We start from the raw sequence: 20,909 nt of genomic DNA, 5'->3' as shown, positions 1-20,909 counted from the left end.
AATCCTTCTGGGATCACAAATTAGGTTTTAAAATCTAGTCTAAGTAAGCACACAAACAAGTGGGAAACCGCATGTAGTGTGCTTTTTTTGTTTAATTTTTTATTCAACAACGACGATGATTTTAACTAATTACGACCGCATTTTTGACACTCAGTTGAACACTCAACGATATCGCGTGTCTATGAAAACAACTTTTTACCTTCGGCCAGATAATATGATTCAAGGAAAGAATCCTATTTATTTGAGAATATCAGGCAATTCAATGCCTTCAGAACGAATTCACACCTACTTATATGTAGATGCGAAATTCTGGCACTCAAAAAAACAACGTGTTTCTGAGAATTGCCAGGAACATATTGATTTGAATTTAATTTTGATGAATATTGAATCTAAGCTCACACAGATTCAAACGTTTTATCGTTTATCTGAATTGGCATTAACTCCAAAAATATTGAGAGCTGAGTATGAGGATAAACTTTCGCGAGTGAATTTCATTGCTTTTTTTAAAGCTGCTATTCCGGAACAGAAAATGAAAGTAGGAGAGGAGCGCTTGGAACGCTATGGAACTATACTTAATAAGCTTCAAGAATATCAAGAAGTAATTCCATTTAAAGATTTAGATCTAAAATGGATTGAAAAATTTAAAGAACATTTGAAATACAAATTGAAGAATGAAGATACTACTATAGCTTCAAACATGGCTATCATAAAAAAGTTTCTAGGAATAGCAAAGAAAGAAGGCATAAAACTTCAATTTGATATTGATGATTTAATAGTAGGTAGCACCAAAGGAAACCGAACGTATTTACTCGCACACGAATTGCAAAGATGTCTAAACTTCTATTTTTCGGAGTTTATCAATCCTAGTTATCGATTAGTACTTGGATATTTTCTTTTCTCGTGTATGAATGGTTTGCGAATTTCCAATGTTCAAAGTTTAAAACGAAGCGATTTATTAAGTAATGATTTTTCAGTTATCCTGGTAAAAGGAAATCGCGATAAGAATATGATTCTAAATAAAACTGCAAAAAGAATTCTGGAGCATGAGCCGCTGTTATTTGAAAAGAAATTCGCGGACCAACATTTGAATGATGAAATTAAAAAAATCATGAATACATTAGGAATCAATAAGAAAGTTACTTTTCACGTAGCGCGCCATACGTTTGCAACTTTATTTTTAAAAGCTGGAGGAAAGATTGAAATGCTTCAAATGCTTTTAGGCCACAGCACTATATCACAAACTATGATATATGTACATATAGTACAAGCTGAGGCAAACGAAGAAATGTATTTACTAGATGATTTATTTAAAATAAAAGCGGTCAGTTGACCGCTTTTTTTATACTCTTACCGTTTGTGAATCGAATTCAACTTCGAACTGATCGGGAGCAATCTCTGTTTTATTTATCACTTTCAAAATATGTGTATTCTCATACGCTCTGATTTTTACTTTAGAATTTAAACCTTCTAATTGTTCAATGAAACACTTGAAGCTCCATACATAGTTTACGGAATTAATTCTAAAGTCAAACCATTTTTTCCAGTTGCTTTCGTGTACTGCAGGAATAAGATATTCATTAATAGGTAATGAATAATTATTTCCTCCCACTAAACCATTATACGGAACCAGGAACATTTTGGAATTATTATTTTCAAATGCGTGCGCCGTTTGAACTCCATTTCTAGAAGTATGTGGCAATGGTAATGCGTTAATCTCTATTGTCGTTGTTTTGTCATCTACTTTAAAATTAGACGAAACAATAGAATTTTGATTTTGGAATACCGGTAAGTAGGTGTAATCCTTTGAATCAATATCGGCAAATTTCAAAAGGAATGAATTTCCTTTGCTATATTTTCTTACTGGATATTTTACTTCAAACATTGAAAAATCAATTACATCATTATGATTAACATTGTCTTCAATTCTATCCATGTAAATAGTATTTCCGACGACTTTAGTAATATCATAATTAAACCAGTTCTTAATACCTTTGACGAAATCATCAAAGAGCATGTCCGGAACTGCTCTTTTTAAATCAACTTCATTTTTATTGATAACGGTTGAAAGCGGATTTCCTGACTGATCATTTAGTAAATACATATCGATTGAAATATCTAGAAAAGTTTTATCAGTCATCCAAGTATCTGAAGTATATATTTCGAGAGTGATATCATCAGCCAATCCATCTGCTAAAGTTTCAAAGGTTGTATCTACATTAAATTCATGTACACTAAATCTGAATATCCTATCACCTCTATTTTGATTAAATTTTTTGTTGATTCTAAATTCAAATACAACAGTATTTCTATATTTAATTCTAAAATAGGAATCAATAAAGCGATTATTTACAAAAGAAAAAGTTCCAGAAACTCGATACTTTCCTTTATTTGGCAAATTTTCAGTGTATAGAAACTTTCTAAAGTTTACTAATGGATTAACAACAGTATCTATATTAGGACCTAAAAAGCCAATTCCATTATCAATTGTAAAAGTACCAGGAGAAACGATTGAACCAGTTTCAGTGGCATCTTCTTTCATTTTGTAAATAAAGATAGAATCGAACTGCACGATAGAAAAATAATCAACGTCTCCATAAAGCGTAGCTTTTTTTATTCTATCATCGTCTAATATTTGCCCGGCTAATACATAACCATCATCTGCAAATCCACGCTGAAGAATGTGTAAAAAATAGGGAAGTGGCTGAATGATATTTCTATTATAGGTCTCTTCCGCAATTTCGTCAACTTCATTTATTAGGAACGCTCCATCCTTTCTATTATTGATTATCTTTTCAAATGCAGACCATTGAGAATCATCTGTACTAATTCTATCAGTATGCACTTGTGGAAAATTATAATTAACGTCTGGCCATGTTTGAACTACAACAGAGTTTGCATGGTCGTAGATTGTAGTTCCCACTGGTAGCACTAATTTTTGTAATGAAAGCTCGGATAGTTTTTTGCCAAAACTTGGCAAAGATTCGAAACCAAATCTTAACGTACACGTTAATTTTTGTTGCAGCTGCTCCACTTCAAAAATTGCTTTAGATATGAAATTATTGTGAGTATACATAACTTCATAGTATAATTCTGGTGATGAATTATGATGTTCTATGAAGTCAAAAGCCACGTTCAAATCATCGACTAAATCAATATCAAATGGAAAACTATATTTTGTAAAAAACGAATCGGAAAACCAAGAGTTTTCTTCAGTATCTGAAATCTTGAATTGTGATAGATCTAATTCAAATTTAGAATGTGTAAGTTTTCTCATTTGATGATTTGTTAATGTTAAATTCTAAAGCATATTCAATTAACTCGCGCTGAGTATCTTTTTTTACTAATGATTTTGTTGCTGGACGTAATTCTATTTTAGAACCATCGGCAGTTAACCAAATTCTTTTTGAACGCATCAAGCTTTCAATAGTATCAACATCATTTTGAATAAGCCAACCTGTATTGATAAATAATTTTATTGCTGAAGTATTAGAAATATGTTCTAATCTTTCAACCAAATTGCTATACAATCTATTTTCTTGAACTTCGATATCGGTTTTGATAGAATACTCACCGGTTACAATAATACTATCTAATAGTAAAAATTCATTTTCCCATTCAATAAAATTAGATTGCGGGCCCGATGGAACTACGTGAAATATTTTTTCTTGAGGAAATAGTAAATCATTTCTACTACCATCCGGAACAGATAATGAACATTTCACTACATCGCCCTGGTTATAATTATCAAATGTGATTTTCTTCTGAAGAATAAAATCGTTTGCATTTGGTAATATTTCAGAACTTTCTAAAGTTCCATTTTTATAGATATGTAATGCATAGGTTCCAGCTTTTACAAGCATATTCAAATAATATACTGAAGTTTTCTTTACTGATGTAGCTTTTTTATTGAAAGCCAATATTTCAAGACCTGTTTTATTTTCAGAACCTATTCCGGCCACATATTTAATTGTTGGTAATGATTTTTGACGAATCAATAAATCATTACTAATCATCTTTTCTTGTACATTCAATTCTAATTCTGCTAATCGATATTGAAAAACACTTTCGACTGGAGTAGTAAACCTACTCATTAGACGATGAATATTTTGGCCAAGATTAAACCTTCCTTTGCCTTGAAATGGAACTAATTTTAAAGGAATAGTTATCGTTTTGAAAGTAACTCCAAAGAAATCAAACGCTTTTACGACTGCATTTATTTGAAAATAAGTATCTGCAGTAGCAGTAAAGCATTCAAAAAAATCTACATCTAAAGTGAAAGCTTTTTGTCCGTTCGCATATGGATTAGAAAGAAAATTCAATAGTTTGTAGTTTACTACAACAGACTTTTCAACCAAAACAGAGTTAATTGTAGCTTGAAATTTCACAAATCCAACATAGTCTCCAGCAGACATTGAATCGGTATTCATAGGAACAACACTATAAACGTTTCCAACATTGGTTACTTGCAACCATGGAGAATAAGTTACGCTTGTAATTGGAGCTGGACACGCTACACTAATTTCTTGTATCGTTGGTTCTTGAACGCTTACAATTCCAAAAAAATCTAATGATGTTGGATTTGGAACAATATCTGGAGTAGTAAGAATGTTTATTTGAAAAGGTATACCAGAAACAACAGTAGTTCCCGCAACTACACCCATGTAACCAGTCAAGAAATTTGGATTAATCACACCATCATAATAAGAACTTAATGTTACGACAATGTTTTTCGTTCCAGAACCTTGCGCAAATTGGATGTTTTCACCATTAAAAACATCACTTCCAAAAGTAACGCCAGGATCTGCTGAAGACAGTTCTAAATGCGCTCCGTTTGCTGTAAGCAATGATGCTACTAAAATCCAATTGTTACCAGTCATTGTAATCGTTTGACTTGGTAATGTAGTACCAGGAAAATGATTAAAAGTAAGAGCAGCAGGAGTGAAGCTAATAACGTCGTTTGTTACTGCCAAATTTATAGTGTACTCATAGGTTGATATATCAACAAAAGGTCCTCCGTAATCTGGTTCACCTTGAATTTTAAAAATCAACTTATATTGATAGTTTCCGGAAGTTAAGAGGTTAAGATTTTCAAAATCAAAATCTACTTCAACGTTTAATCCGGTTTCTGTAATATTAATAAAATCTCCAGAAGTTGGTAGACCTGTATTAGTGAGCCAATTTGGTGAGCTTGGTACTGTTGGATAAATGATATAGTACCGAAATGCGCTATACAAATCTCCCAATATGGTATTTATAACATCCTTAATTTTAAAATCGATTGAAAAAGGATTAGGAGTTAAACCCGAAGTTGGATTGTAATACAAATTCAAAGTATTATTAGTTGGTCCCCAATTTTGTACAATTGGACCTCCTCCTGTAACAGGTTGAAATGTTTGTGGTTGTGCTAGATTTATCATGATAGTAAGTTTTCTGGTATGTCTGCAAGTTGCTGAACAAATACGCCATCTACTGTTGTATTTGTTAGTACTGATGCAATTTTGTGAATCTCAATAAAGAAATTGGTATTTTCGATAGTTATCTTTTGTTTGAATTTCAATACTGCGATGTTTGGAAGATCATCAGCAACTTTGGAAATTATCTCAAATATTTCTTGTTTATCCGTAACAAATGCAATGCTATTCACATCGGCCACAGTTCCGCCTTGTAGCTTCTTAGCTGCTTTTCCTGATAAACCTATATCTTTAGATAAATCGACGCCTTCAATCTCAAATTTTGCTACATAATTTTCAATAAGGTGATATAGCAAATCAATTGTATTGTTTGCTAGAGGAATGTCAAAAACTTGTTTTTCGTTGTAGTTCATTAGAATTTATTTTTGTTTCTAAAATCATTGTAATCGTCGACGCCTTCTTTAATATTTTTCATTGAGCGTTTGTCATCTTTATCTACAAGTGCCTTAATTGGTTTGTCTCGTAAATCTTTCATAACAGCTGTATTTTCTGCAATAACAACTAAAGCCATTTCTAAAAGTCTATCACTATTACTTGATGATGATGGCGTAGAACCGGCTGGAACTTCAAAACGTTGTGAGCTTTGATTGTACATTCCGTTTTCAAAACCTTTTATTCCTCGAAGCTCTCGAAGTAATGCGTTTTTAGTTTCAGGAGAAATTTGAGAATAGGCACGCGAATCGATAATCATTTCTGGTCCGTTTTCACCAGTTAGAAAATAAGTTGGTTTGGTAACTAAACCGCTTTTCGTTTTTCCACCAAAACGCGATTGAAAGATTTTACCATCTTGCTCACGTTTCACTGGATAAAGTCCCTCTTCATATCCACGAGCCGGAAGAGGAGTTTTAGCAATTGTGGCAATTTGTAAACCTCCAACAATAGCAGCTAAAGACATTAAGAAAGGATTTGGAATAGCTGCTGTAATACCTTTGGCAGTATTTACAATTGCACCAAATAAAGCCTGAGCTTTTTCTCTTTTGGCTTGCTTATATTCAATCTCTAGTTTACGCTTTTCGTACTCATCATCAATTCGTTTGATTTGTTTATCATAAGTAGCTTGATTGATATAGCCGGCATCCAACTGACGTTTTAAACGCGCTTTCTTTTTATCAGAGTTAACCTCGAAAGTTTTAAGGTTTCGATTTTCTGAAGCAGTTTGAAAGTTTGCGTATGTTGACCACATATTTTGCAAACCAGAAACAACCATATTAACCGCTTGAAGTTGACCTTCAAGAGTTTTAAGATTATTAAAAGTTGATTCCCACTGGTTAGATGTAAAGCCTAAAATATCAGTTTGACCAAAAACAGAACGTGCAGCAGCTTTTAAATCATTATTATCAGTTTCTCCAGCTTTAGCTGCTTTGATTTTTGACAATGCATTTAATGCAAAATCTAAATCCTTTTGCAATTTATCTTTTTGCGCAGGTGTCAATAAATTGAAAGCATTATCAAGAGCAACATTAGTTTTATATAAATTGACTAATTTTTGAAGATGCTTTTCAGTAATCTCTAACTCTTTTAAATCGTAAGCTTTTTTAAGTTCTGCTTTTGCAACTTCATTATTACCCAATGCGGCCAACTGATTATTAAAATCAGTTTCTCTCAAAAGTTTTTCACGCTCAAATTGTTTTTGGAAATTCTCTATCCTTGCTTTCTCGGCATTTTCATAAATGATTCCTAATTTCTGATTGTGTATTCTTAATTTTCCTTCTTGAATTTGATTGATTTGTGTATCTATTAATTCATTTCTTTTTTTCCATTCATTTTTAATAGAAATCAAGGCATTATATTTGGTTATATCTCCAGCTTCTTTAGCTTTAGCTATTTCTTCATCCATTTTCGCCATTTCTTCAGTGTGAACTTTTTGACGTTCTAAGTCTTCAATTTCACGTTGGTAACGTAAATTTTCTATGGCTAATTCTTTTTGATATCCATCTTGCATAGCTGCTATTTTATCGTCTTCAAGTTGACGACGATTTTTAAGAAGGATATCATTATAACGAGAATCACTTTCAACTCGAAGACGATTAATTTCTTCTTGTGATGAATTTGGGTTTTTCTTTACTTTAGTTTCAGATGTTTCATCTCCTGGCACCTTAAAGTTTGTCTCAGTAGGGTTTGGAGGAGTGACATAAAGAGTTGCGTTTTTATCAATAAACTTTTTTTCTTCGTCACTTAATGCTTTTAACTGGTCTTTTGCCTGTTTTATTGAAAGCTTATATGCATTGTAGGATTCAACAGTAGGAGCATTCCAACCTTTTGTCTTCTTTTTAAATTGTTCAATATTAGAAACTTCCATTTCAAGGAACTTCTTAAAATCTATTTTTGCTTTATCTGTATTATACCACGCATCATAAACGCTCAATTCTTCATTACTTCTAGCATCAATAACATTTTTAGATAAATCTGCTCTTTTAGCAGCAAAAGCTTCTTTCATAGCTTTTAAATCTAAAGCTTCTAAATATTTATTGATAGCTGTAGTAGCTTTGTCGGTGTTGATAGTTTCAAGTGAAATATTGCCTAAGTATTCAGGAGAAATAGCATTAATTCTTTTTATTGCAGCCTCTCTTGTAGCATCTGATTGATTCTTGTCTCTAGCAATAATTAATAATTGTTCTAATGCAGCCTTTTCTTCAGCTACGGCTTTTTGTGCATTAGCTTTTACTTCATTAAGATTTTTTTGATTTATAATTGATTTGTCAACTTCTTTATTAAAAATTACATAAGCAGCAACCGCAGCCATAACTAATCCAACTAGCAAACCAATTGGATTCATTTTTGTAGCAAGATTAAACCTAATCATTGCGGCAGTTGCTCTATCTTCTTGTAAAGTCAATGTATAAAAAACATATTGTAAGCCAAGATATACTGCTTTTAATGTGCCTCCAGATAAAGCGTTAGCTTTTTGAGCAATTGTTAATAGAGTAGTAGCGCCTGTTACCCCATTTTGTAATAATGCAATCAATCTTAATGCCGCCGAATAAGATGTGAATCCCACAACAGCAACCGATATAATTTTGATTAAGCTAATTAAATTGTTTTTCCATCTAGATACTGTTCCGTCAGTATCTTCAGTTGCTCCTATAAATTTAGCAAGCCACAAAACAGAAGCGGACAACCATTTAATAAAAGTTTCGGAAGAAAACCAACCACTAACGGTTTTGCTAATCTTTTCAAGAGTGGCAGCTAAGTTGTTATTTTTGACATTATATTCATTTATCAGAGAAGTTCCTTCAGAAAATGAATTATTACTAATATCAATTAATTCTCTAAATCTATTCATATTGTTACCCATGGCACCAATAACTTTATTAGCTCCGTCAGCATTGACACCTAAAAAGTCTAAAGTTTTGGCAGTTTCTGTTGCATCCATACCTTTCATTCCTTGAGCAAATTGCATCATGAAATCTAAAGGATTGGTATTGATCATGTCTTCAACAGCTTTTTTCGATATACCCATTACTTGTGCAAACTTTGCACTTTCTGTAGAAGCTTGCTTCATAAAAATATTATAAGCTCTTGATGAAACCTCCGCCTCAATACCTGATTCCTCAAAAGCAGCACCAAGCGCCAAAGCTTCTTTAATACTTGGTTTTAATACATCTGGTAAAGAACCCAGTCTAGTAGCAAATTCTGTAATATTAGCCTCAGAAGCCACACCATTTGCACCAAGGTCATTAATAGCAGAACCAATAGCGTTATAAGATTTCTCTACAGATAAATCTTTAGTTTCTTGAAATAGAAATTTTAATTTACCTAGTTTGTTAGCCACTTCCTCAACTCCTCCAGTAAATGAATCTCCAAGAGCCACATTTGCCATATTCATATTTTTGACAAAATCTTGAATATCTGCTTTAGCAATACCAATACGGCCACCTTGCTCAGCTATTTTAAGTAAATCAATTCTTGATGTTCTTGTTTCTAATGCTCCGAAAGACTTGGTTAACTCGTCAACTTCATCTTTTGTCATTCCGGTTGTTTTCATAACATCGGCTTGAGCATCGGAAAGTTTACCATTCATATCAATTACTTTTTGAATTGAAAGAACTACTCCTGTAAAAGTTGCAACTAATGAAAAAGCAAGTGCCTGGTACTTATTAAAACCATCAGCAATGGATGAAATAGAAAACTTTGACGCTTGTGCTTTACCAGTTAATTCACCTAGACGAGCATTGACCTGTTTTAATTCTGCATCAAATTTTTTGAAATCTGGACTATCAGGAATTAAGTTTTTTAAAGTCATTCGTAACTGATTGGCTTTATCTCTTAATTGACCTATTGAAAGTCCTGTAATACCAATTTGGTTTTGCAGTTCTTTCATCGATGCCTTATTATTATCAATGGCAATAGAATTAGCTTTAATGGTTGCAGTTAATGCTTTGTATTGGTCTGTGTCTTTTTTACCTTGTGCCTCAAGTCTACGACGCTCAACGTTTAAAGCTTTGTTTTCCTCAGTAAGTTTTCGAGTAGCTTTTTCTAAATCTAAAAGTTGTTTTTGTGCTGGATTTCCATTGATGATAATGGATAACTTTATTTCTTCGTCGGTGATTGTTCTAGCCATTGGTCTGAAATTTTACCAAAGCTCTGACAATGTGAAAAAAAAAGTTGTAACGTGAAAAAAGCCACTTTTTTCGAGAAAGTGGCTTTTTGTGGCGGATTTTAAGGATTAAGTGTTGAGGACTTCCCTTTTGTTGTGATGACAAATATATAAAAAATTAACTTATAAGTTAACTTTTTATATTTCTACAAATCCATCTAATGGAGCTTTTAGTGGTAAGAACCTATCATCATCAACTAATATATAATGCTTATCTAATAGTTTCCAAAGTGAACCTTTGTCGATGATATCGTGTTTTGTGATTACAACGTCTTCAGTATTTCTAAATAAACCTTCACATCTGGTTGCTTCACAAATTTCGGATTCGGTATAATTTCCTTCCAGAAATGATTTGAATTTTATTTCATCAAAATAAAATGTGTTACCGGTACTTTCTGCCACCATTTTGTATGGTGTGAATTGTGTTGGTTCTTTTCTGTCCAGGACAAACTTTACAGATTCTTTGAAGTCTTTAGTTTTCGTGGTTAGTGTAACATTATTTGCATAATGATAAACAAGGACTGGCTTAGGCATTAGAAGCCTCCTTTCCTTGTAAAACGCTTTGACGATTTTTGTCTAAAACTAAAAATGCAGTTGCTAAAGCAGTTTCAATTTCTGACTTTGAATAACCTTTGAAAGCTTTTGTGAAATTTTCTAAATAAGCTAGATTGTTAACCCATTCCTCGCGGTATTGGTTATCTTCAAAATCTTGATGATAGGAGAGGTCAATGTACTGCTTGTGAAAAAACTTGCTAACTTTTTTGATAGCCGACGGTTCAGTCATTTTTAATGACGTTACTAAGTTACATCCTAAGTCTAGTAACTTTTTGTCTTGATTTTCATTTCCTTTTTGCATAATCGAAAATATTATATACACGAAACCCTCGTTTTAGGTGTGCAAAAATATCCAAAGGATAGATTTAAGGATAGTTTCCATTCCTTTCACCGTGACGAGGGTTCGCTTATTTTAACTTTAAAAAAAGTGTTTTTTGAAAGCCCTTTAAATATTTTTGCAGGACAAACATACAAATATAATTTTATGTGACAAAAATAACACACAAAAAAAGTGTGCATTTGCACACTTTTATATTATCATCCAAAAAAGTAATGAATGATAGCTGCTATTATCAGGAATAAAATTCCGAAGATAAAGGAATATTTATTTTTGTAAATTGGTTTCATTAAAATGTATATCCTAATGCTTTATAATAATCATAAGTGTTTTTGATACTTTTTATTTGATTATTTGTTAAGTTGACATAATCAACATACTGCGAACCAACTAGTTTAATTTTTACTGATTTAGCATCAGAAATCATTACAATTAGGTCATTATTTTTATATGAAATAGATTCATCAAACCATTCAGTTATACCTGATGAGTCATTATCACGTTTGACATCAGTTGGATATAATTCATAAGTCTTTCCATCAATAAGAAATATACATTTTTCAAAAAACAACCAATTATCTTTATGATATTGTAAAACTAACCTAAAATTATTTGGAGAAAAGTAACAATAAAACCCATTTCTATTTCTAAATTTTGGCGCAGATTTTGGAGTATACCATGCTATCTTATCTTCACTAAATTCATCAATACTCTTTTTAAATAATGGAGAAAGTTTTTTTATAATAGTACTATCAACATAAATAACTTCTTTTTTATAACCAGTATTAAAATCTGAAGTATCTACACCAACAGCATTAGTATCAATTCCTGAAAAATCATAACTTGATTCTGCATTAACATTTTTACAAGAATAAATAAATAATAAAATAAAAAGTAATAGAATAATTTTTTTCATAATAAATTTTTTAAAGTTGAATCCAAATATAAAAAAAAATTACTCCGAAGAGTAATCTTTAATTGTTTTTAAAGCTTTTTGATAGGATTTTCTATCAATTTCGTCGTTCATTAACGGCGATTCTAGTAAAACTTTGTACCAGAATTTAAATACTTTTTTTGCCGCCCTTAGTTTCTGTTTAGAGTTTTTTTTAGACATTGGCATAGAGTTTTGTCATAATATAACTACAGAAAAATACTATTATTGTGATAAAAAGTAATTTAGAATTATTCTTCTAATTTGAATAACTCTGCTTTAACTGCATCGGTATAACCATAAGCTAACTCACGTGTTAAGTTATTGTATTGACCCCAAATAACTCGATTATGAACGGCATAGCTTTTTTTCTTGTATTTGTTTCCGTTTTTATCGGTTCTAGTGCGCATATCGACAAAACGCTGACGTTTATCATGTGTATGAACTAACTGGCCATCGCTAACTTTAAATTGACGATTATTCCAAAAATCAGAACTAAAAGAACTCATTCTTTGATTCTGAATTTTTTGGATATCGCGTGAAGTTTCTTCCAGAACCTTTCTTATGAATTTACCCTGGAGAATTTCTTCAGCTCGATTTTGTCTTCTTTCAAGTAAATTCATAGCTAGGTTACAATTTCAAAAAATACTTCGTAGCCTCTACATTGCACATCGTCAAAGAAAAGCTTTATATCAATGCTAGATTCGTCTAATTTTTTTAATAAACCGCAATTGGAAAGCTCTTCAACATCACCAGCTTTGGCATCTAATATTAAATCGATAAAAGTTTGAACTGTAGTTTGAACATTATCAAAGATTTCTAATTTTTGATCGTGCTTTAAATCTTTGGTTGCAGATTTAATCAAAAAGAAAAATTGCAAATAATTTGCATATTCTGTAGCATCTTCTTTGCCGAATGGTTTATGATCTGGAAGCACTGCAAACATCATAATATTGTCTGAAGACTTTCTTTCCTCAAGGAACTTCACAAATTCTTTATTTGAAATAATCGCTTGAGCATACTTTATTTCGGGAATGAGTGCCTTAATCTCTACAAGGAACTCACGAAGGCTGTTGACTTTTAGCATCTTCTTCTAATTTTTGTTGTTGTAATTGTTTTATTCTAGAATCATACATTTTAATCATCATGTCCCAAAAAGGAGCTTCTTTTACTTTCGAGTAATCTCCGAATGCTCCACTTTCGGCCATTGCGAAAACAATAGAATCTAAACCGATATCATCTGCATCAATATCAATTACGGTGTTATCTCCTTTAAACAAAATTGATAAATCGAGTGTTTTATCACCCCATTCAATTTGACCTGAAGAAATGATTATTTGTACACTGGCAAAATATAAATAAACGCCATAAATGAATCCAATTGGTGCATACTTTAAAGATTTTACTCTTTTTTGAATATGATTAGGATTGTATTTTACTCGACAATCACCGTCGTAATTTGATAAATGCTTACTTATAAAATGAAATGGTTTTTTTGGACGATACAATGTAGCCACAAATTCATATAACGTATCCATTTCGCCTGAAGCATTGAATTTTAAAAACAATTTCAATGCATCGGTGTATTCTCCAATTTTTACATTATTAAACATCTCATCTGGTCCATAAAAAGAACGCCACAAAGGCTTAAATTTTGTAACTGGATTGTCAATGTAGTTTTGTATTACTTTCAAATCATAAGTCCCGGATTCTGCATTTTCAATCTTCTCGAAGAAGGTGCTTTCAATTAAATCTTTTATTAATGCAACGTTACCCATTTTATTCAATTCTAGCTCTTCATCATTACTTTCAGAATGCTTCATGTTCATCAATTTGTAAACGGCATGCGTCAACATATCATCAGATGCAATTTGATTGGTATGGAACTTGAATAGTAATTCGCACATATCAATATACTGCTGACTATCACATTCGGACAAGTCAGCAGGAATATATCTTTTTAATGTATCAGTCTCAATGATATGCATTATATAAATTCTAAATTATCAGTAATTCTCATTCCTAATATTCTCATTTTCTTACCAAATTCAAATAGAATCATAGCTTTGATTTCTGCTTTGGTTGTTGGTGAAAAAGGGATGTAATCCGACTTTCCTTTTTTGGTTTTTGGAGGAATTAATTTACTTGCTTCTCTTAAAAGAAGTATTTTTTCTTGCTCCTTATTCAAAATACCTTTTTTAATTTTTCTTTCGTAAGACTTCCATTTTAGGTAAGTCTTAAGATGCCAAATGGTGTAGAAGAATTGTTTAATGTTTGATAGTAATTTTTTCATTTTATATTGATTTGTTGAATTTATAAAGAAACTCCTTTGTCACATGAATCTGCTGGCATAAAAAATGGAGTAGGTTCTGCCATCGGTTCAGGTTCTGGCTTTACTAATTCCTCGATTAGTTTTAATGACAGTTCACAAGATTTTGCAAAAGATTGAGCTGCATATTCATGTTCATTTCCAATAGCTGGTTTTTTTGCAATAGTATTTGATCTATCAGATACTTGATATTGTAAAACTCCTTCAGGAAAAATAGTTACTGACATTTTTGGAATAGCCCACGCTAAAGAATAAAACACGCAAGCGCTGTGTATTAATTTCAATAGCTGAATGTCTTTTGGATCTTCTATTGGTTCTGATGACTTTAATTGGTCAAATTTCTCTTTTCCAATACGTGAAAGAATTTCAAACTCTTCACATTCTTGCAATCCAGATGTTAATTTATGAAGTAATAAACTTGATTCAATTGAAAAAACTTTGTTGAATTTATCAATTGAATTTACAAATAATGATTTAAGTTCTTTGTAAGCTGCTGAATTAATCCATTTATAGTAAATAGTTGCTTGTTTTTCTTCATCTGTCATTGATTCATAATCTTCCGGCATTGAATCATCTAATAAATCTATTAAATCATCCATAGCGCGGTAAAAACGTTTTTCTTGCTCCTTATTGTCCGCATCTATTTGCCATTGCCAAGGTAATTTCTCGTTTTCTGAAGTACGAGCTCTTCTACCTTCATTTGAATGTGACAAATCATTTGATGGTGCAAATAGAGAATAAGCTTTTACTAATATTGGATATCGAGTTGAACGTAGAATATTTGATTCAATATCATCGTAATCGTATACATATGTGCCATTTTCCTCTAAATTATCTTTGTAAAAATCATAGATATGCATATAAACCTCTCTTGATATAACTTTTCTAACTAATGTAGTAGCTGAATTGATATCCGATAAAAGATTTTTAAAAGACAAATCTGCATCAGTATAACCTAAAGTGTCTTTTATTTCATCAGCAGAAATTTCCTCATCTGTAATATTAAATAGTAACTTCATCTTATTGATTGTTTTTAGTTCGATTATCTGGATTAGTATTTTGTTGTACTTCTGGTACATTATGAAAGAAACCAATTTTCACATTTTCTTCTGGAAAATTTGCTTTAAGAGCATAGTTCCAAGGCTTACAAATAATCATTTCTTGAATATCAACACCAGTATTAAGGTAATTTAATAATGCATAGATTTGTTCAGAACCTGAATTAGCACGACCAGAATCTGTAATGTTTGCTAATACAGGATGAATATTTACACCAGCAGATATTGCTTTGTCAGCCTTATCTGAAATAAGTATCTGAGCTTCTACAAAGTCTTTAATCTTTTGGTCTAATACTTTAATTTCCCAACCTTCTTTTACTAAATCGTGACCAACCATTTTTAGAATTTCGGTAGTATGCAAATACTTACCTACATTATCAGCTCCAGATAAAACATCTGCAAACTGATCTAATATTTTTCTTTCTAAATCTTGAAGCATTTTGTCATTATAATCTCCTTTATGATATGCTTGAAGTTCGGTTTTTTTCTTATCCCAATAACCTGCTGGAGATATAATGTGATACTTTAAATTCATTGAGTTTTTAGCAAAAGCTTTGAAGATAAGAGGTACAGCAGTTGAACGATTAATCCATTCTAACGAACCATATAAGTCAGGTACTGTATAGTAATCGGAACAAAACGAATACATGTTAGAATAAAGAATGCTATTCTCATTAGCAAATGGCTTATTAAAATCAAATAATGGATAAGCTCTACTATCTGCAACAGCATTGATATGATTGAAATTCCAATTACTTACAACGATATGTGTAGGATCTAAATTCTTATTTGAACGTAAACGCGCCAATCTGCCTTTATCTGGTTGCACATGATGTAAGTTAGCAATGAAAGGTTTTCCTATCCTAGAACCCTTATTCAATTCATATCTTGTAAACGTACCTTGTATATGTTGATAGTCAACACAAGCCTGTAATAGTTTCTTTTCATAATCAATAGAGTCTAACCACTTTTGAATCTTGGGATTTTCTACACGTACTCGAGTATCTTTACCTTCTACAAGTTTATCTACATATAACTTAGGACCACCGCCCCAAAGTAACTCAGTCTTTCTTTTTAGAAATCCTGGAACATTATAACTGTTATGTACAATATCGGCAATGATTTGAGGTAAATCATTATTAGTACCATACGGATATATGATATACTCACCAATATGATTCTGAATGTTATTCCATCTTAAAGCATCAAGACCACTACTAGACCTTCTATCGAAGTCTCTAGGAGTTTCTGCAACTTGATAAGTGAATGATACTTTAGGTGTTGATACTATTGCACCACCATGTTCATAAGATACTTCCATAATTAAGGTTTTATTGTGTGTTCGTTGAATGAAATCATTAATGGTATGTGAAAGAATCTAGGTGCTTCGCTTTTATCCAAGTCTTTATAACCTACCAACTGCTGTGATAAATTACTTTGGTCATCTCTTAAACCTTGTCTTAGTATAGCTCTATCAACATTAACCAGACCATTGCTTGTACCTTTTGTTTTATTCAACGACATGAAACTAAAAGAGAATGGAACGCCAGCTTCTGTTAATTGTCTCATACGGTCTAAAGCTTCATAAGGTGTGATGTTCATGTAATTACCATTTATAGTACAAGGTTACGCATGAAATAATAGTGTAAGTGTAACGTGAAACTTTACATAGTAAGGTATTGGTGTAGTTACCAGTTGGTGGTGCTACGCCCACAACTGGTGCGCGCCTCATATTTCTGCGATTTGAGGCACGAATGTAATTACCTTACGAGAACATAGCGGGGCGTGCTTTTCGTTCAAACAAACACATTTAACACGTTTTTAGAACGGGTTAAAATGTTGTTTGTTAACGATTTGTGATTTTTTGATTTTTTTTTGCAGCAATTTTTGAACTTTTTCTATTTGATTTTATCCTATTTAGAATAATTAAAAATTATTAAATTTTAATAAAAAAGTAGTGTTTTTTGAGTTGTTTTTTTTGTGGTAATTACAATTTTTTGTATATTTATGTATTGATAATCAATTAAATACATTTTTTATGAGCCAAAAAGCACAGACAAAAGAGGACGTTAAAAACGTTAAAAATGAAAACGTTTTAAAAGTGGTGGAAAATTTAAAACCTGCCGTAATTGTAGAAAAAGCACCTTTAAAGGATGCAGAAAAACCAATCGAGAAACAAGAAGTTTCTAATCTTTTAAATCCGAGCGCAGAAGTAAGATTGAAAAGACTTGACCAATTCCTAATTTTAGGAGAAAAATTCAAGTTTTTGAAAACCAAAGAAGACGAACTAAACAAGTTTGTTTTATCAAGCGACGGAACAAAAGAAAAAATTTCTTTAAGTAACGCAAGTGGTTTTAAATTTGAAGTTACAAACTCTCAAACTATTGAAAAAGTTTTGAAAGTAATTCAAGAAGATTTAAGTCTTTTTATTACTAAAGCAGACGAGGAAGTAAAAGCTTTCATAGTCTAAGAAAAACAATAAACCCGAAGTGGTGGAACACTTCGGGTTTTTGATAATCATTAAATTTTTATACGCCATGCACAAAAACTCAATAACTGAGAGCAAAAATAACGCTTTCAAATTATCTACGCAAGTAAAATCTATACTTCACGAAAAAGGACTTTCAAAAGTCTTTAATTATACCGATTACGAATACTTTAAAAAGCAATGTACAAACGCCTGGAACAAAGCCCAAGCCATTGCAGAGTTATTCATCCAAGACAATCAAAATACTAATTCAGATTTTAACGATTATGTTTTTTAATATACGCACTAGCACTATATCGGCTTTATGTGTGCGCCCACGTTGGAAAAAATCCTATTTAAAGCCAAAATTAAATATTTCCGGAAACTGGCTAAATAAAGCCGGTTTTGAAATAGGTGAAAAAGTCAAAATTGAAGTTTTTGAAAACAAACTAATTATAACAAAAGTAGAGTAATGCACATATTTATTTTTGATTACCACAGCGGAAAAGTTTATAAATCTAAACTTAAAAAAAAGCACATCGCCAAACCCGAAAATTATATAATAAAACAAGGGTTTAACCTTGATAACGTTCATTATATGACGACAAACGAAAGTGAAATTATTAATATTTAAGCCAAAATGACCGAAAAGCAAGAACAACACCGAGCAAAACGAAAAGAGTTGCAAGAACTCTCGAAAATAGCAAAAATGCGAATGAATGCAGACTGTGAAGGAATGACAGTAAATGAAATTCTAATTCACGAATTTTATAAAGATGAAGAAAATTTCATCTTTAAAACTTTGCACGATTGGAATAAAGAAGATTTTCAAGTAAAAAAAGGCGCAAAAGCTTTTATAGTTTGGGGAAAACCAAAACAAAAGACAAAAGGCGAGGAGCACAAGCAGAGCCAGAACCAAGAAGAAGACGAAGAAGAATTTTTTCCGCTTTGTTATTTATTTTCAAACGCCCAAGTTTTAAAACGATGCTAAAAAATAGAGACGTGCCAAAGGAGTTGAAAAATTTCAACTCCTTATTTTATGAATTTCATTATAAATTTGATTTAAGTCAAATATTTGATGATTTACTAACGATTATTATTTGTGCAATGGGACACCAAACACAGGAGGAGTTATATTTACAAACTATTAAAAAATACAACCGCCAAGAAATCGACATTTTTTGTAAACTTTTTGGAGAGCTGATGAAAATATACAACCAAAATAAAACTTTTGGTATTTGGTGCGACCCTTTAGGCGATTATTACGAATGTTTAGCGAGTAACTATAAAAAATCTTCATTCGGTCAATTCTTTACACCTCGACCGATTTGCGATTTTATGGCGAAAATTTTATTTGATTCTAACGAATGGGGAAAAACTATGAACGAGCCGACGTGCGGAAGTGGAAGGATGATTTTAGCAGCTAATCAACATAGTAAAGGCAATTATTACGTTTGTGAAGATTTAGACCCGATTTGTTGCAAAATGACTGCTATAAATTTGTGCTTTCACGAAATAAGAGCAGAAATACACTGCCACGATGCACTAATAATGAATAATTACCGCTTTTCTTTAGTCACAAATTACGAATTTTGGAAACACCAAACAAAGTGTATATTTTACTATCCAAGCGCTAAAAACGGCTAATTTAAAGCCGTTTTTTCTATGCAAAAAAAATTCCGCCCAATCGGGCGGAGTTTTGTGTCTTCTTTCTTCTTTTTATGAAATACTAACGTATTTTTATTTTTTCTTTGTAGATAATCCAAATAAAAGAAACATAAATATCATCAGATGAAAATTGTCTATAATTCTATTATTGATATTATATTGATAGGACCAATAGCCAAAATAAAAAATTGTAATTAATGGTAAAATAGAATTTACGATTTTATATTTCTTCATTAAAATTTTTTAAGTTCTGCTTTTCAATTTCACTTAATTCTATTTCGCCTATAAAAGAAGTGGCTTTTAATCTTCTACCTTCAAGATACACAACATCGCCAAATCTATCCATTATTGGTTCGTTAGAAATTCTTTCACCTATAATTGCAGGACCTCCAACTTGAGCCATTCTGATTTTAGGATTTTGATTTACTGAAGTTGCAATAATATTTTTATTAATTGCTTTCTGTGCATTTTCTAAAATACTAATCTGATGAAGTGATAAATTTAATTTTATTTTTTTTACACTCATAATCTATAAATTATCAGCTAAAAGCCTGTTAAAAATTCTTTCAAAATTATCTTTAGTAATTGCAAAATCTTCTTCCTCTTCCATTCTTATAAAAACTACATGATTGTCTTTTTTAATATGTGTTGCCAACTCACCACCACCAATACTGAAATTCCAATCAATAAGAATTAGTTTATTTTGAACTATAAATTCTAAAATTTTATTTACTTCTTCTATCATACAAATCATTTTTAGAGTTTAACTTTGATTTTCTTAAATCATCAATCATTTTTGATTTTAAATCTTTTAAATCAGCTTTTTCAATAGCGACAAACGTTTCTAGCGACATTTCAGCACCACTTTCAAAAACAACCATTTGTTTTTTTTCACTCATCACGCTAATGGTTTTAAATTTACTTCCTCCACAATTTCCATCAAAGCAGATGCAAAAAGGATTTTCTTTATAGGTTCTTTTGCTAAATCTGTTTTATCCTGGATGCGCTTTAAAGCTTCAAAATGATTTTCATTATTAGATTTCATAACTTGCTGAATAATATGAATAAAAGGCGCAACTACTTCATCGTATTTATGAAGTAAAGTTTCTTTTGCAGTTTCGCGAGCTTGCTCCAAAACTACAAGGTTTTGAAAGTCTTTATTTTCACTCATAAATCGAAAGATTTACTATTTCAGGTAAAATATTTTCTTTTTTTGGATAAAATTGTGTTTTATAAATAACAACTTCATTTACATAATGAGGCAAAATTTCTACACCTTCAAAATAATGACTGTCACTATTAACGCCCATATTTGTATTATACATCATTATTAAATCCTTTAAATACTCGGGCATTAAAATTTTAATTTGTTTTTCTCTCAAAAAATTTGTTTCACAAAATTTTCTTTTTTTAAAAGATATCTCATGAAGTAGATGCTCAAATTTTGAATAAGAGATAGTGTACTCTTCTTTTTTTAAAATACTCATGGCGTTATT

Annotated in this window: 26 protein-coding genes; 6 read left to right on the top strand and 20 right to left on the bottom strand. The window is 31.4% G+C overall.

All coding sequences use genetic code 11. The features are described 5' to 3' along the window. The first annotated feature begins 181 nt into the window (after window positions 1–181). Window positions 182–1,330, top strand: coding sequence for a tyrosine-type recombinase/integrase (locus ACYU7A_RS00300; RefSeq protein WP_460573321.1), 1,149 nt, complete (start codon window positions 182–184; stop codon window positions 1,328–1,330). A 9-nt stretch (window positions 1,331–1,339) separates the two neighbouring features. Here ACYU7A_RS00300 and ACYU7A_RS00295 read toward each other — a convergent pair whose 3' ends face one another. The 15 genes from ACYU7A_RS00295 to ACYU7A_RS00225 all read right to left on the bottom strand — a co-directional run bounded on the left by ACYU7A_RS00295 (window position 1,340) and on the right by ACYU7A_RS00225 (window position 17,010). Further along, window positions 1,340–3,274, bottom strand: coding sequence for a hypothetical protein (locus ACYU7A_RS00295; RefSeq protein WP_460573320.1), 1,935 nt, complete (start codon window positions 3,272–3,274; stop codon window positions 1,340–1,342). Then, window positions 3,252–5,417 carry a hypothetical protein gene (locus tag ACYU7A_RS00290; RefSeq protein ID WP_460573318.1) on the bottom strand — a complete coding sequence of 722 codons (2,166 nt, stop codon included), beginning with the start codon at window positions 5,415–5,417 and terminating at the stop codon, window positions 3,252–3,254. The genes ACYU7A_RS00295 and ACYU7A_RS00290 overlap by 23 nt, the downstream gene beginning before the upstream one ends. After that, window positions 5,414–5,824: a hypothetical protein gene (locus ACYU7A_RS00285; protein ID WP_460573316.1), complete on the bottom strand. Its 411-nt coding sequence runs from the start codon at window positions 5,822–5,824 to the stop codon at window positions 5,414–5,416. The genes ACYU7A_RS00290 and ACYU7A_RS00285 overlap by 4 nt, the downstream gene beginning before the upstream one ends. Beyond that, the gene (locus tag ACYU7A_RS00280) at window positions 5,824–10,032 is read right to left on the bottom strand and encodes a phage tail tape measure protein (protein ID WP_460573314.1); all 4,209 of its coding nucleotides are present in this window, start codon (window positions 10,030–10,032) and stop codon (window positions 5,824–5,826) included. Before ACYU7A_RS00280 ends, ACYU7A_RS00285 begins: the two co-directional genes overlap by 1 nt. Window positions 10,033–10,206: 174 nt before the next feature. Then, a complete protein-coding gene (locus ACYU7A_RS00275; protein WP_460573312.1) occupies window positions 10,207–10,602 on the bottom strand; it encodes a hypothetical protein in 396 nt (131 codons plus the stop codon). Continuing rightward, the gene (locus tag ACYU7A_RS00270; protein ID WP_460573310.1) at window positions 10,595–10,924 is read right to left on the bottom strand and encodes a hypothetical protein; all 330 of its coding nucleotides are present in this window, start codon (window positions 10,922–10,924) and stop codon (window positions 10,595–10,597) included. Before ACYU7A_RS00270 ends, ACYU7A_RS00275 begins: the two co-directional genes overlap by 8 nt. Window positions 10,925–11,249: 325 nt before the next feature. Continuing rightward, window positions 11,250–11,876 carry a hypothetical protein gene (locus ACYU7A_RS00265; RefSeq protein WP_460573308.1) on the bottom strand — a complete coding sequence of 209 codons (627 nt, stop codon included), beginning with the start codon at window positions 11,874–11,876 and terminating at the stop codon, window positions 11,250–11,252. Window positions 11,877–12,142: 266 nt separating this feature from the next. Then, window positions 12,143–12,400, bottom strand: a complete 258-nt coding sequence (locus ACYU7A_RS00260; RefSeq protein ID WP_460573307.1) for a hypothetical protein — start codon at window positions 12,398–12,400, stop codon at window positions 12,143–12,145. Window positions 12,401–12,516: 116 nt separating this feature from the next. Beyond that, on the bottom strand, window positions 12,517–12,978 hold the full coding sequence (locus ACYU7A_RS00255) for a hypothetical protein (protein WP_460573305.1): 462 nt from the start codon (window positions 12,976–12,978) through the stop codon (window positions 12,517–12,519). After that, window positions 12,953–13,879, bottom strand: coding sequence for a hypothetical protein (locus ACYU7A_RS00250; RefSeq protein ID WP_460573303.1), 927 nt, complete (start codon window positions 13,877–13,879; stop codon window positions 12,953–12,955). Before ACYU7A_RS00250 ends, ACYU7A_RS00255 begins: the two co-directional genes overlap by 26 nt. Beyond that, complete coding sequence (locus ACYU7A_RS00245) at window positions 13,879–14,184, bottom strand: hypothetical protein (protein WP_460573301.1); 306 nt, start codon at window positions 14,182–14,184, stop codon at window positions 13,879–13,881. The genes ACYU7A_RS00250 and ACYU7A_RS00245 overlap by 1 nt, the downstream gene beginning before the upstream one ends. A gap of 20 nt (window positions 14,185–14,204) precedes the next feature. Beyond that, window positions 14,205–15,239 (bottom strand): DUF6712 family protein, encoded by a 1,035-nt coding sequence (locus tag ACYU7A_RS00240; protein WP_460573299.1) that lies wholly within the window; start codon window positions 15,237–15,239, stop codon window positions 14,205–14,207. Window position 15,240: 1 nt separating this feature from the next. Then, window positions 15,241–16,599: a hypothetical protein gene (locus ACYU7A_RS00235; protein ID WP_460573297.1), complete on the bottom strand. Its 1,359-nt coding sequence runs from the start codon at window positions 16,597–16,599 to the stop codon at window positions 15,241–15,243. A gap of 2 nt (window positions 16,600–16,601) precedes the next feature. Continuing rightward, window positions 16,602–16,880 carry a hypothetical protein gene (locus ACYU7A_RS00230; RefSeq protein WP_460573295.1) on the bottom strand — a complete coding sequence of 93 codons (279 nt, stop codon included), beginning with the start codon at window positions 16,878–16,880 and terminating at the stop codon, window positions 16,602–16,604. A gap of 4 nt (window positions 16,881–16,884) precedes the next feature. After that, complete coding sequence (locus tag ACYU7A_RS00225; RefSeq protein WP_460573293.1) at window positions 16,885–17,010, bottom strand: hypothetical protein; 126 nt, start codon at window positions 17,008–17,010, stop codon at window positions 16,885–16,887. 306 nt (window positions 17,011–17,316) lie between these two features. Between ACYU7A_RS00225 and ACYU7A_RS00220 the strand changes: the two genes are divergently transcribed. From ACYU7A_RS00220 to ACYU7A_RS00200, 5 genes are all read left to right on the top strand, one after another. Further along, window positions 17,317–17,748, top strand: a complete 432-nt coding sequence (locus tag ACYU7A_RS00220) for a hypothetical protein (protein WP_460573292.1) — start codon at window positions 17,317–17,319, stop codon at window positions 17,746–17,748. A gap of 67 nt (window positions 17,749–17,815) precedes the next feature. Beyond that, window positions 17,816–18,043 (top strand): hypothetical protein, encoded by a 228-nt coding sequence (locus ACYU7A_RS00215; RefSeq protein ID WP_460573290.1) that lies wholly within the window; start codon window positions 17,816–17,818, stop codon window positions 18,041–18,043. Beyond that, window positions 18,033–18,218: a SymE family type I addiction module toxin gene (locus ACYU7A_RS00210; RefSeq protein WP_460573288.1), complete on the top strand. Its 186-nt coding sequence runs from the start codon at window positions 18,033–18,035 to the stop codon at window positions 18,216–18,218. Before ACYU7A_RS00215 ends, ACYU7A_RS00210 begins: the two co-directional genes overlap by 11 nt. 167 nt (window positions 18,219–18,385) lie before the next feature. Next, window positions 18,386–18,736: a hypothetical protein gene (locus tag ACYU7A_RS00205; protein WP_460573286.1), complete on the top strand. Its 351-nt coding sequence runs from the start codon at window positions 18,386–18,388 to the stop codon at window positions 18,734–18,736. Further along, window positions 18,730–19,392 (top strand): N-6 DNA methylase, encoded by a 663-nt coding sequence (locus ACYU7A_RS00200; protein WP_460573284.1) that lies wholly within the window; start codon window positions 18,730–18,732, stop codon window positions 19,390–19,392. The genes ACYU7A_RS00205 and ACYU7A_RS00200 overlap by 7 nt, the downstream gene beginning before the upstream one ends. A 241-nt stretch (window positions 19,393–19,633) precedes the next feature. Here ACYU7A_RS00200 and ACYU7A_RS00195 read toward each other — a convergent pair whose 3' ends face one another. The 5 genes from ACYU7A_RS00195 to ACYU7A_RS00175 are packed head-to-tail and all read right to left on the bottom strand — an operon-like array spanning window position 19,634 to window position 20,900. After that, window positions 19,634–19,939 carry a hypothetical protein gene (locus ACYU7A_RS00195; protein WP_460573282.1) on the bottom strand — a complete coding sequence of 102 codons (306 nt, stop codon included), beginning with the start codon at window positions 19,937–19,939 and terminating at the stop codon, window positions 19,634–19,636. A 3-nt stretch (window positions 19,940–19,942) separates the two neighbouring features. After that, window positions 19,943–20,158 carry a hypothetical protein gene (locus ACYU7A_RS00190; RefSeq protein WP_460573280.1) on the bottom strand — a complete coding sequence of 72 codons (216 nt, stop codon included), beginning with the start codon at window positions 20,156–20,158 and terminating at the stop codon, window positions 19,943–19,945. Continuing rightward, window positions 20,139–20,312, bottom strand: coding sequence for a hypothetical protein (locus ACYU7A_RS00185; protein WP_460573278.1), 174 nt, complete (start codon window positions 20,310–20,312; stop codon window positions 20,139–20,141). The genes ACYU7A_RS00190 and ACYU7A_RS00185 overlap by 20 nt, the downstream gene beginning before the upstream one ends. Then, a complete protein-coding gene (locus ACYU7A_RS00180; protein ID WP_460573276.1) occupies window positions 20,312–20,584 on the bottom strand; it encodes a hypothetical protein in 273 nt (90 codons plus the stop codon). The genes ACYU7A_RS00185 and ACYU7A_RS00180 overlap by 1 nt, the downstream gene beginning before the upstream one ends. Next, window positions 20,577–20,900, bottom strand: coding sequence for a hypothetical protein (locus ACYU7A_RS00175; protein WP_460573274.1), 324 nt, complete (start codon window positions 20,898–20,900; stop codon window positions 20,577–20,579). Before ACYU7A_RS00175 ends, ACYU7A_RS00180 begins: the two co-directional genes overlap by 8 nt. Window positions 20,901–20,909: the final 9 nt, after the last annotated feature.

It is taken from the genome of Flavobacterium koreense (assembly GCF_054776075.1).
The sequence above is the reverse complement of the archived record's forward strand: the minus strand, read 5'-3'. Positions and strand labels throughout refer to the sequence as shown.

Excerpts from the sequence above, each read along its gene's own strand:
- ACYU7A_RS00250 (WP_460573303.1), bottom strand. The coding sequence starts at position 13,879 with ATGCATATCATTGAGACTGATACATTAAAAAGATATATTCCTGCTGAC.
- ACYU7A_RS00240 (WP_460573299.1), bottom strand. The coding sequence starts at position 15,239 with ATGAAGTTACTATTTAATATTACAGATGAGGAAATTTCTGCTGATGAA.
- ACYU7A_RS00235 (WP_460573297.1), bottom strand. The coding sequence starts at position 16,599 with ATGGAAGTATCTTATGAACATGGTGGTGCAATAGTATCAACACCTAAA.
- ACYU7A_RS00280 (WP_460573314.1), bottom strand. The coding sequence starts at position 10,032 with ATGGCTAGAACAATCACCGACGAAGAAATAAAGTTATCCATTATCATC.
- ACYU7A_RS00190 (WP_460573280.1), bottom strand. The coding sequence starts at position 20,158 with ATGATAGAAGAAGTAAATAAAATTTTAGAATTTATAGTTCAAAATAAA.
- ACYU7A_RS00245 (WP_460573301.1), bottom strand. The coding sequence starts at position 14,184 with ATGAAAAAATTACTATCAAACATTAAACAATTCTTCTACACCATTTGG.
- ACYU7A_RS00220 (WP_460573292.1), top strand. The coding sequence starts at position 17,317 with ATGAGCCAAAAAGCACAGACAAAAGAGGACGTTAAAAACGTTAAAAAT.
- ACYU7A_RS00260 (WP_460573307.1), bottom strand. The coding sequence starts at position 12,400 with ATGAGTTCTTTTAGTTCTGATTTTTGGAATAATCGTCAATTTAAAGTT.
- ACYU7A_RS00270 (WP_460573310.1), bottom strand. The coding sequence starts at position 10,924 with ATGCAAAAAGGAAATGAAAATCAAGACAAAAAGTTACTAGACTTAGGA.
- ACYU7A_RS00205 (WP_460573286.1), top strand. The coding sequence starts at position 18,386 with ATGACCGAAAAGCAAGAACAACACCGAGCAAAACGAAAAGAGTTGCAA.
- ACYU7A_RS00300 (WP_460573321.1), top strand. The coding sequence starts at position 182 with ATGAAAACAACTTTTTACCTTCGGCCAGATAATATGATTCAAGGAAAG.
- ACYU7A_RS00290 (WP_460573318.1), bottom strand. The coding sequence starts at position 5,417 with ATGATAAATCTAGCACAACCACAAACATTTCAACCTGTTACAGGAGGA.
- ACYU7A_RS00230 (WP_460573295.1), bottom strand. The coding sequence starts at position 16,880 with ATGAACATCACACCTTATGAAGCTTTAGACCGTATGAGACAATTAACA.
- ACYU7A_RS00185 (WP_460573278.1), bottom strand. The coding sequence starts at position 20,312 with ATGAGTGAAAAAAAACAAATGGTTGTTTTTGAAAGTGGTGCTGAAATG.
- ACYU7A_RS00265 (WP_460573308.1), bottom strand. The coding sequence starts at position 11,876 with ATGAAAAAAATTATTCTATTACTTTTTATTTTATTATTTATTTATTCT.
- ACYU7A_RS00180 (WP_460573276.1), bottom strand. The coding sequence starts at position 20,584 with ATGAGTGAAAATAAAGACTTTCAAAACCTTGTAGTTTTGGAGCAAGCT.
- ACYU7A_RS00285 (WP_460573316.1), bottom strand. The coding sequence starts at position 5,824 with ATGAACTACAACGAAAAACAAGTTTTTGACATTCCTCTAGCAAACAAT.
- ACYU7A_RS00200 (WP_460573284.1), top strand. The coding sequence starts at position 18,730 with ATGCTAAAAAATAGAGACGTGCCAAAGGAGTTGAAAAATTTCAACTCC.
- ACYU7A_RS00195 (WP_460573282.1), bottom strand. The coding sequence starts at position 19,939 with ATGAGTGTAAAAAAAATAAAATTAAATTTATCACTTCATCAGATTAGT.
- ACYU7A_RS00215 (WP_460573290.1), top strand. The coding sequence starts at position 17,816 with ATGCACAAAAACTCAATAACTGAGAGCAAAAATAACGCTTTCAAATTA.
- ACYU7A_RS00255 (WP_460573305.1), bottom strand. The coding sequence starts at position 12,978 with ATGCTAAAAGTCAACAGCCTTCGTGAGTTCCTTGTAGAGATTAAGGCA.
- ACYU7A_RS00275 (WP_460573312.1), bottom strand. The coding sequence starts at position 10,602 with ATGCCTAAGCCAGTCCTTGTTTATCATTATGCAAATAATGTTACACTA.
- ACYU7A_RS00210 (WP_460573288.1), top strand. The coding sequence starts at position 18,033 with ATGTTTTTTAATATACGCACTAGCACTATATCGGCTTTATGTGTGCGC.
- ACYU7A_RS00225 (WP_460573293.1), bottom strand. The coding sequence starts at position 17,010 with ATGAGGCGCGCACCAGTTGTGGGCGTAGCACCACCAACTGGTAACTAC.
- ACYU7A_RS00175 (WP_460573274.1), bottom strand. The coding sequence starts at position 20,900 with ATGAGTATTTTAAAAAAAGAAGAGTACACTATCTCTTATTCAAAATTT.
- ACYU7A_RS00295 (WP_460573320.1), bottom strand. The coding sequence starts at position 3,274 with ATGAGAAAACTTACACATTCTAAATTTGAATTAGATCTATCACAATTC.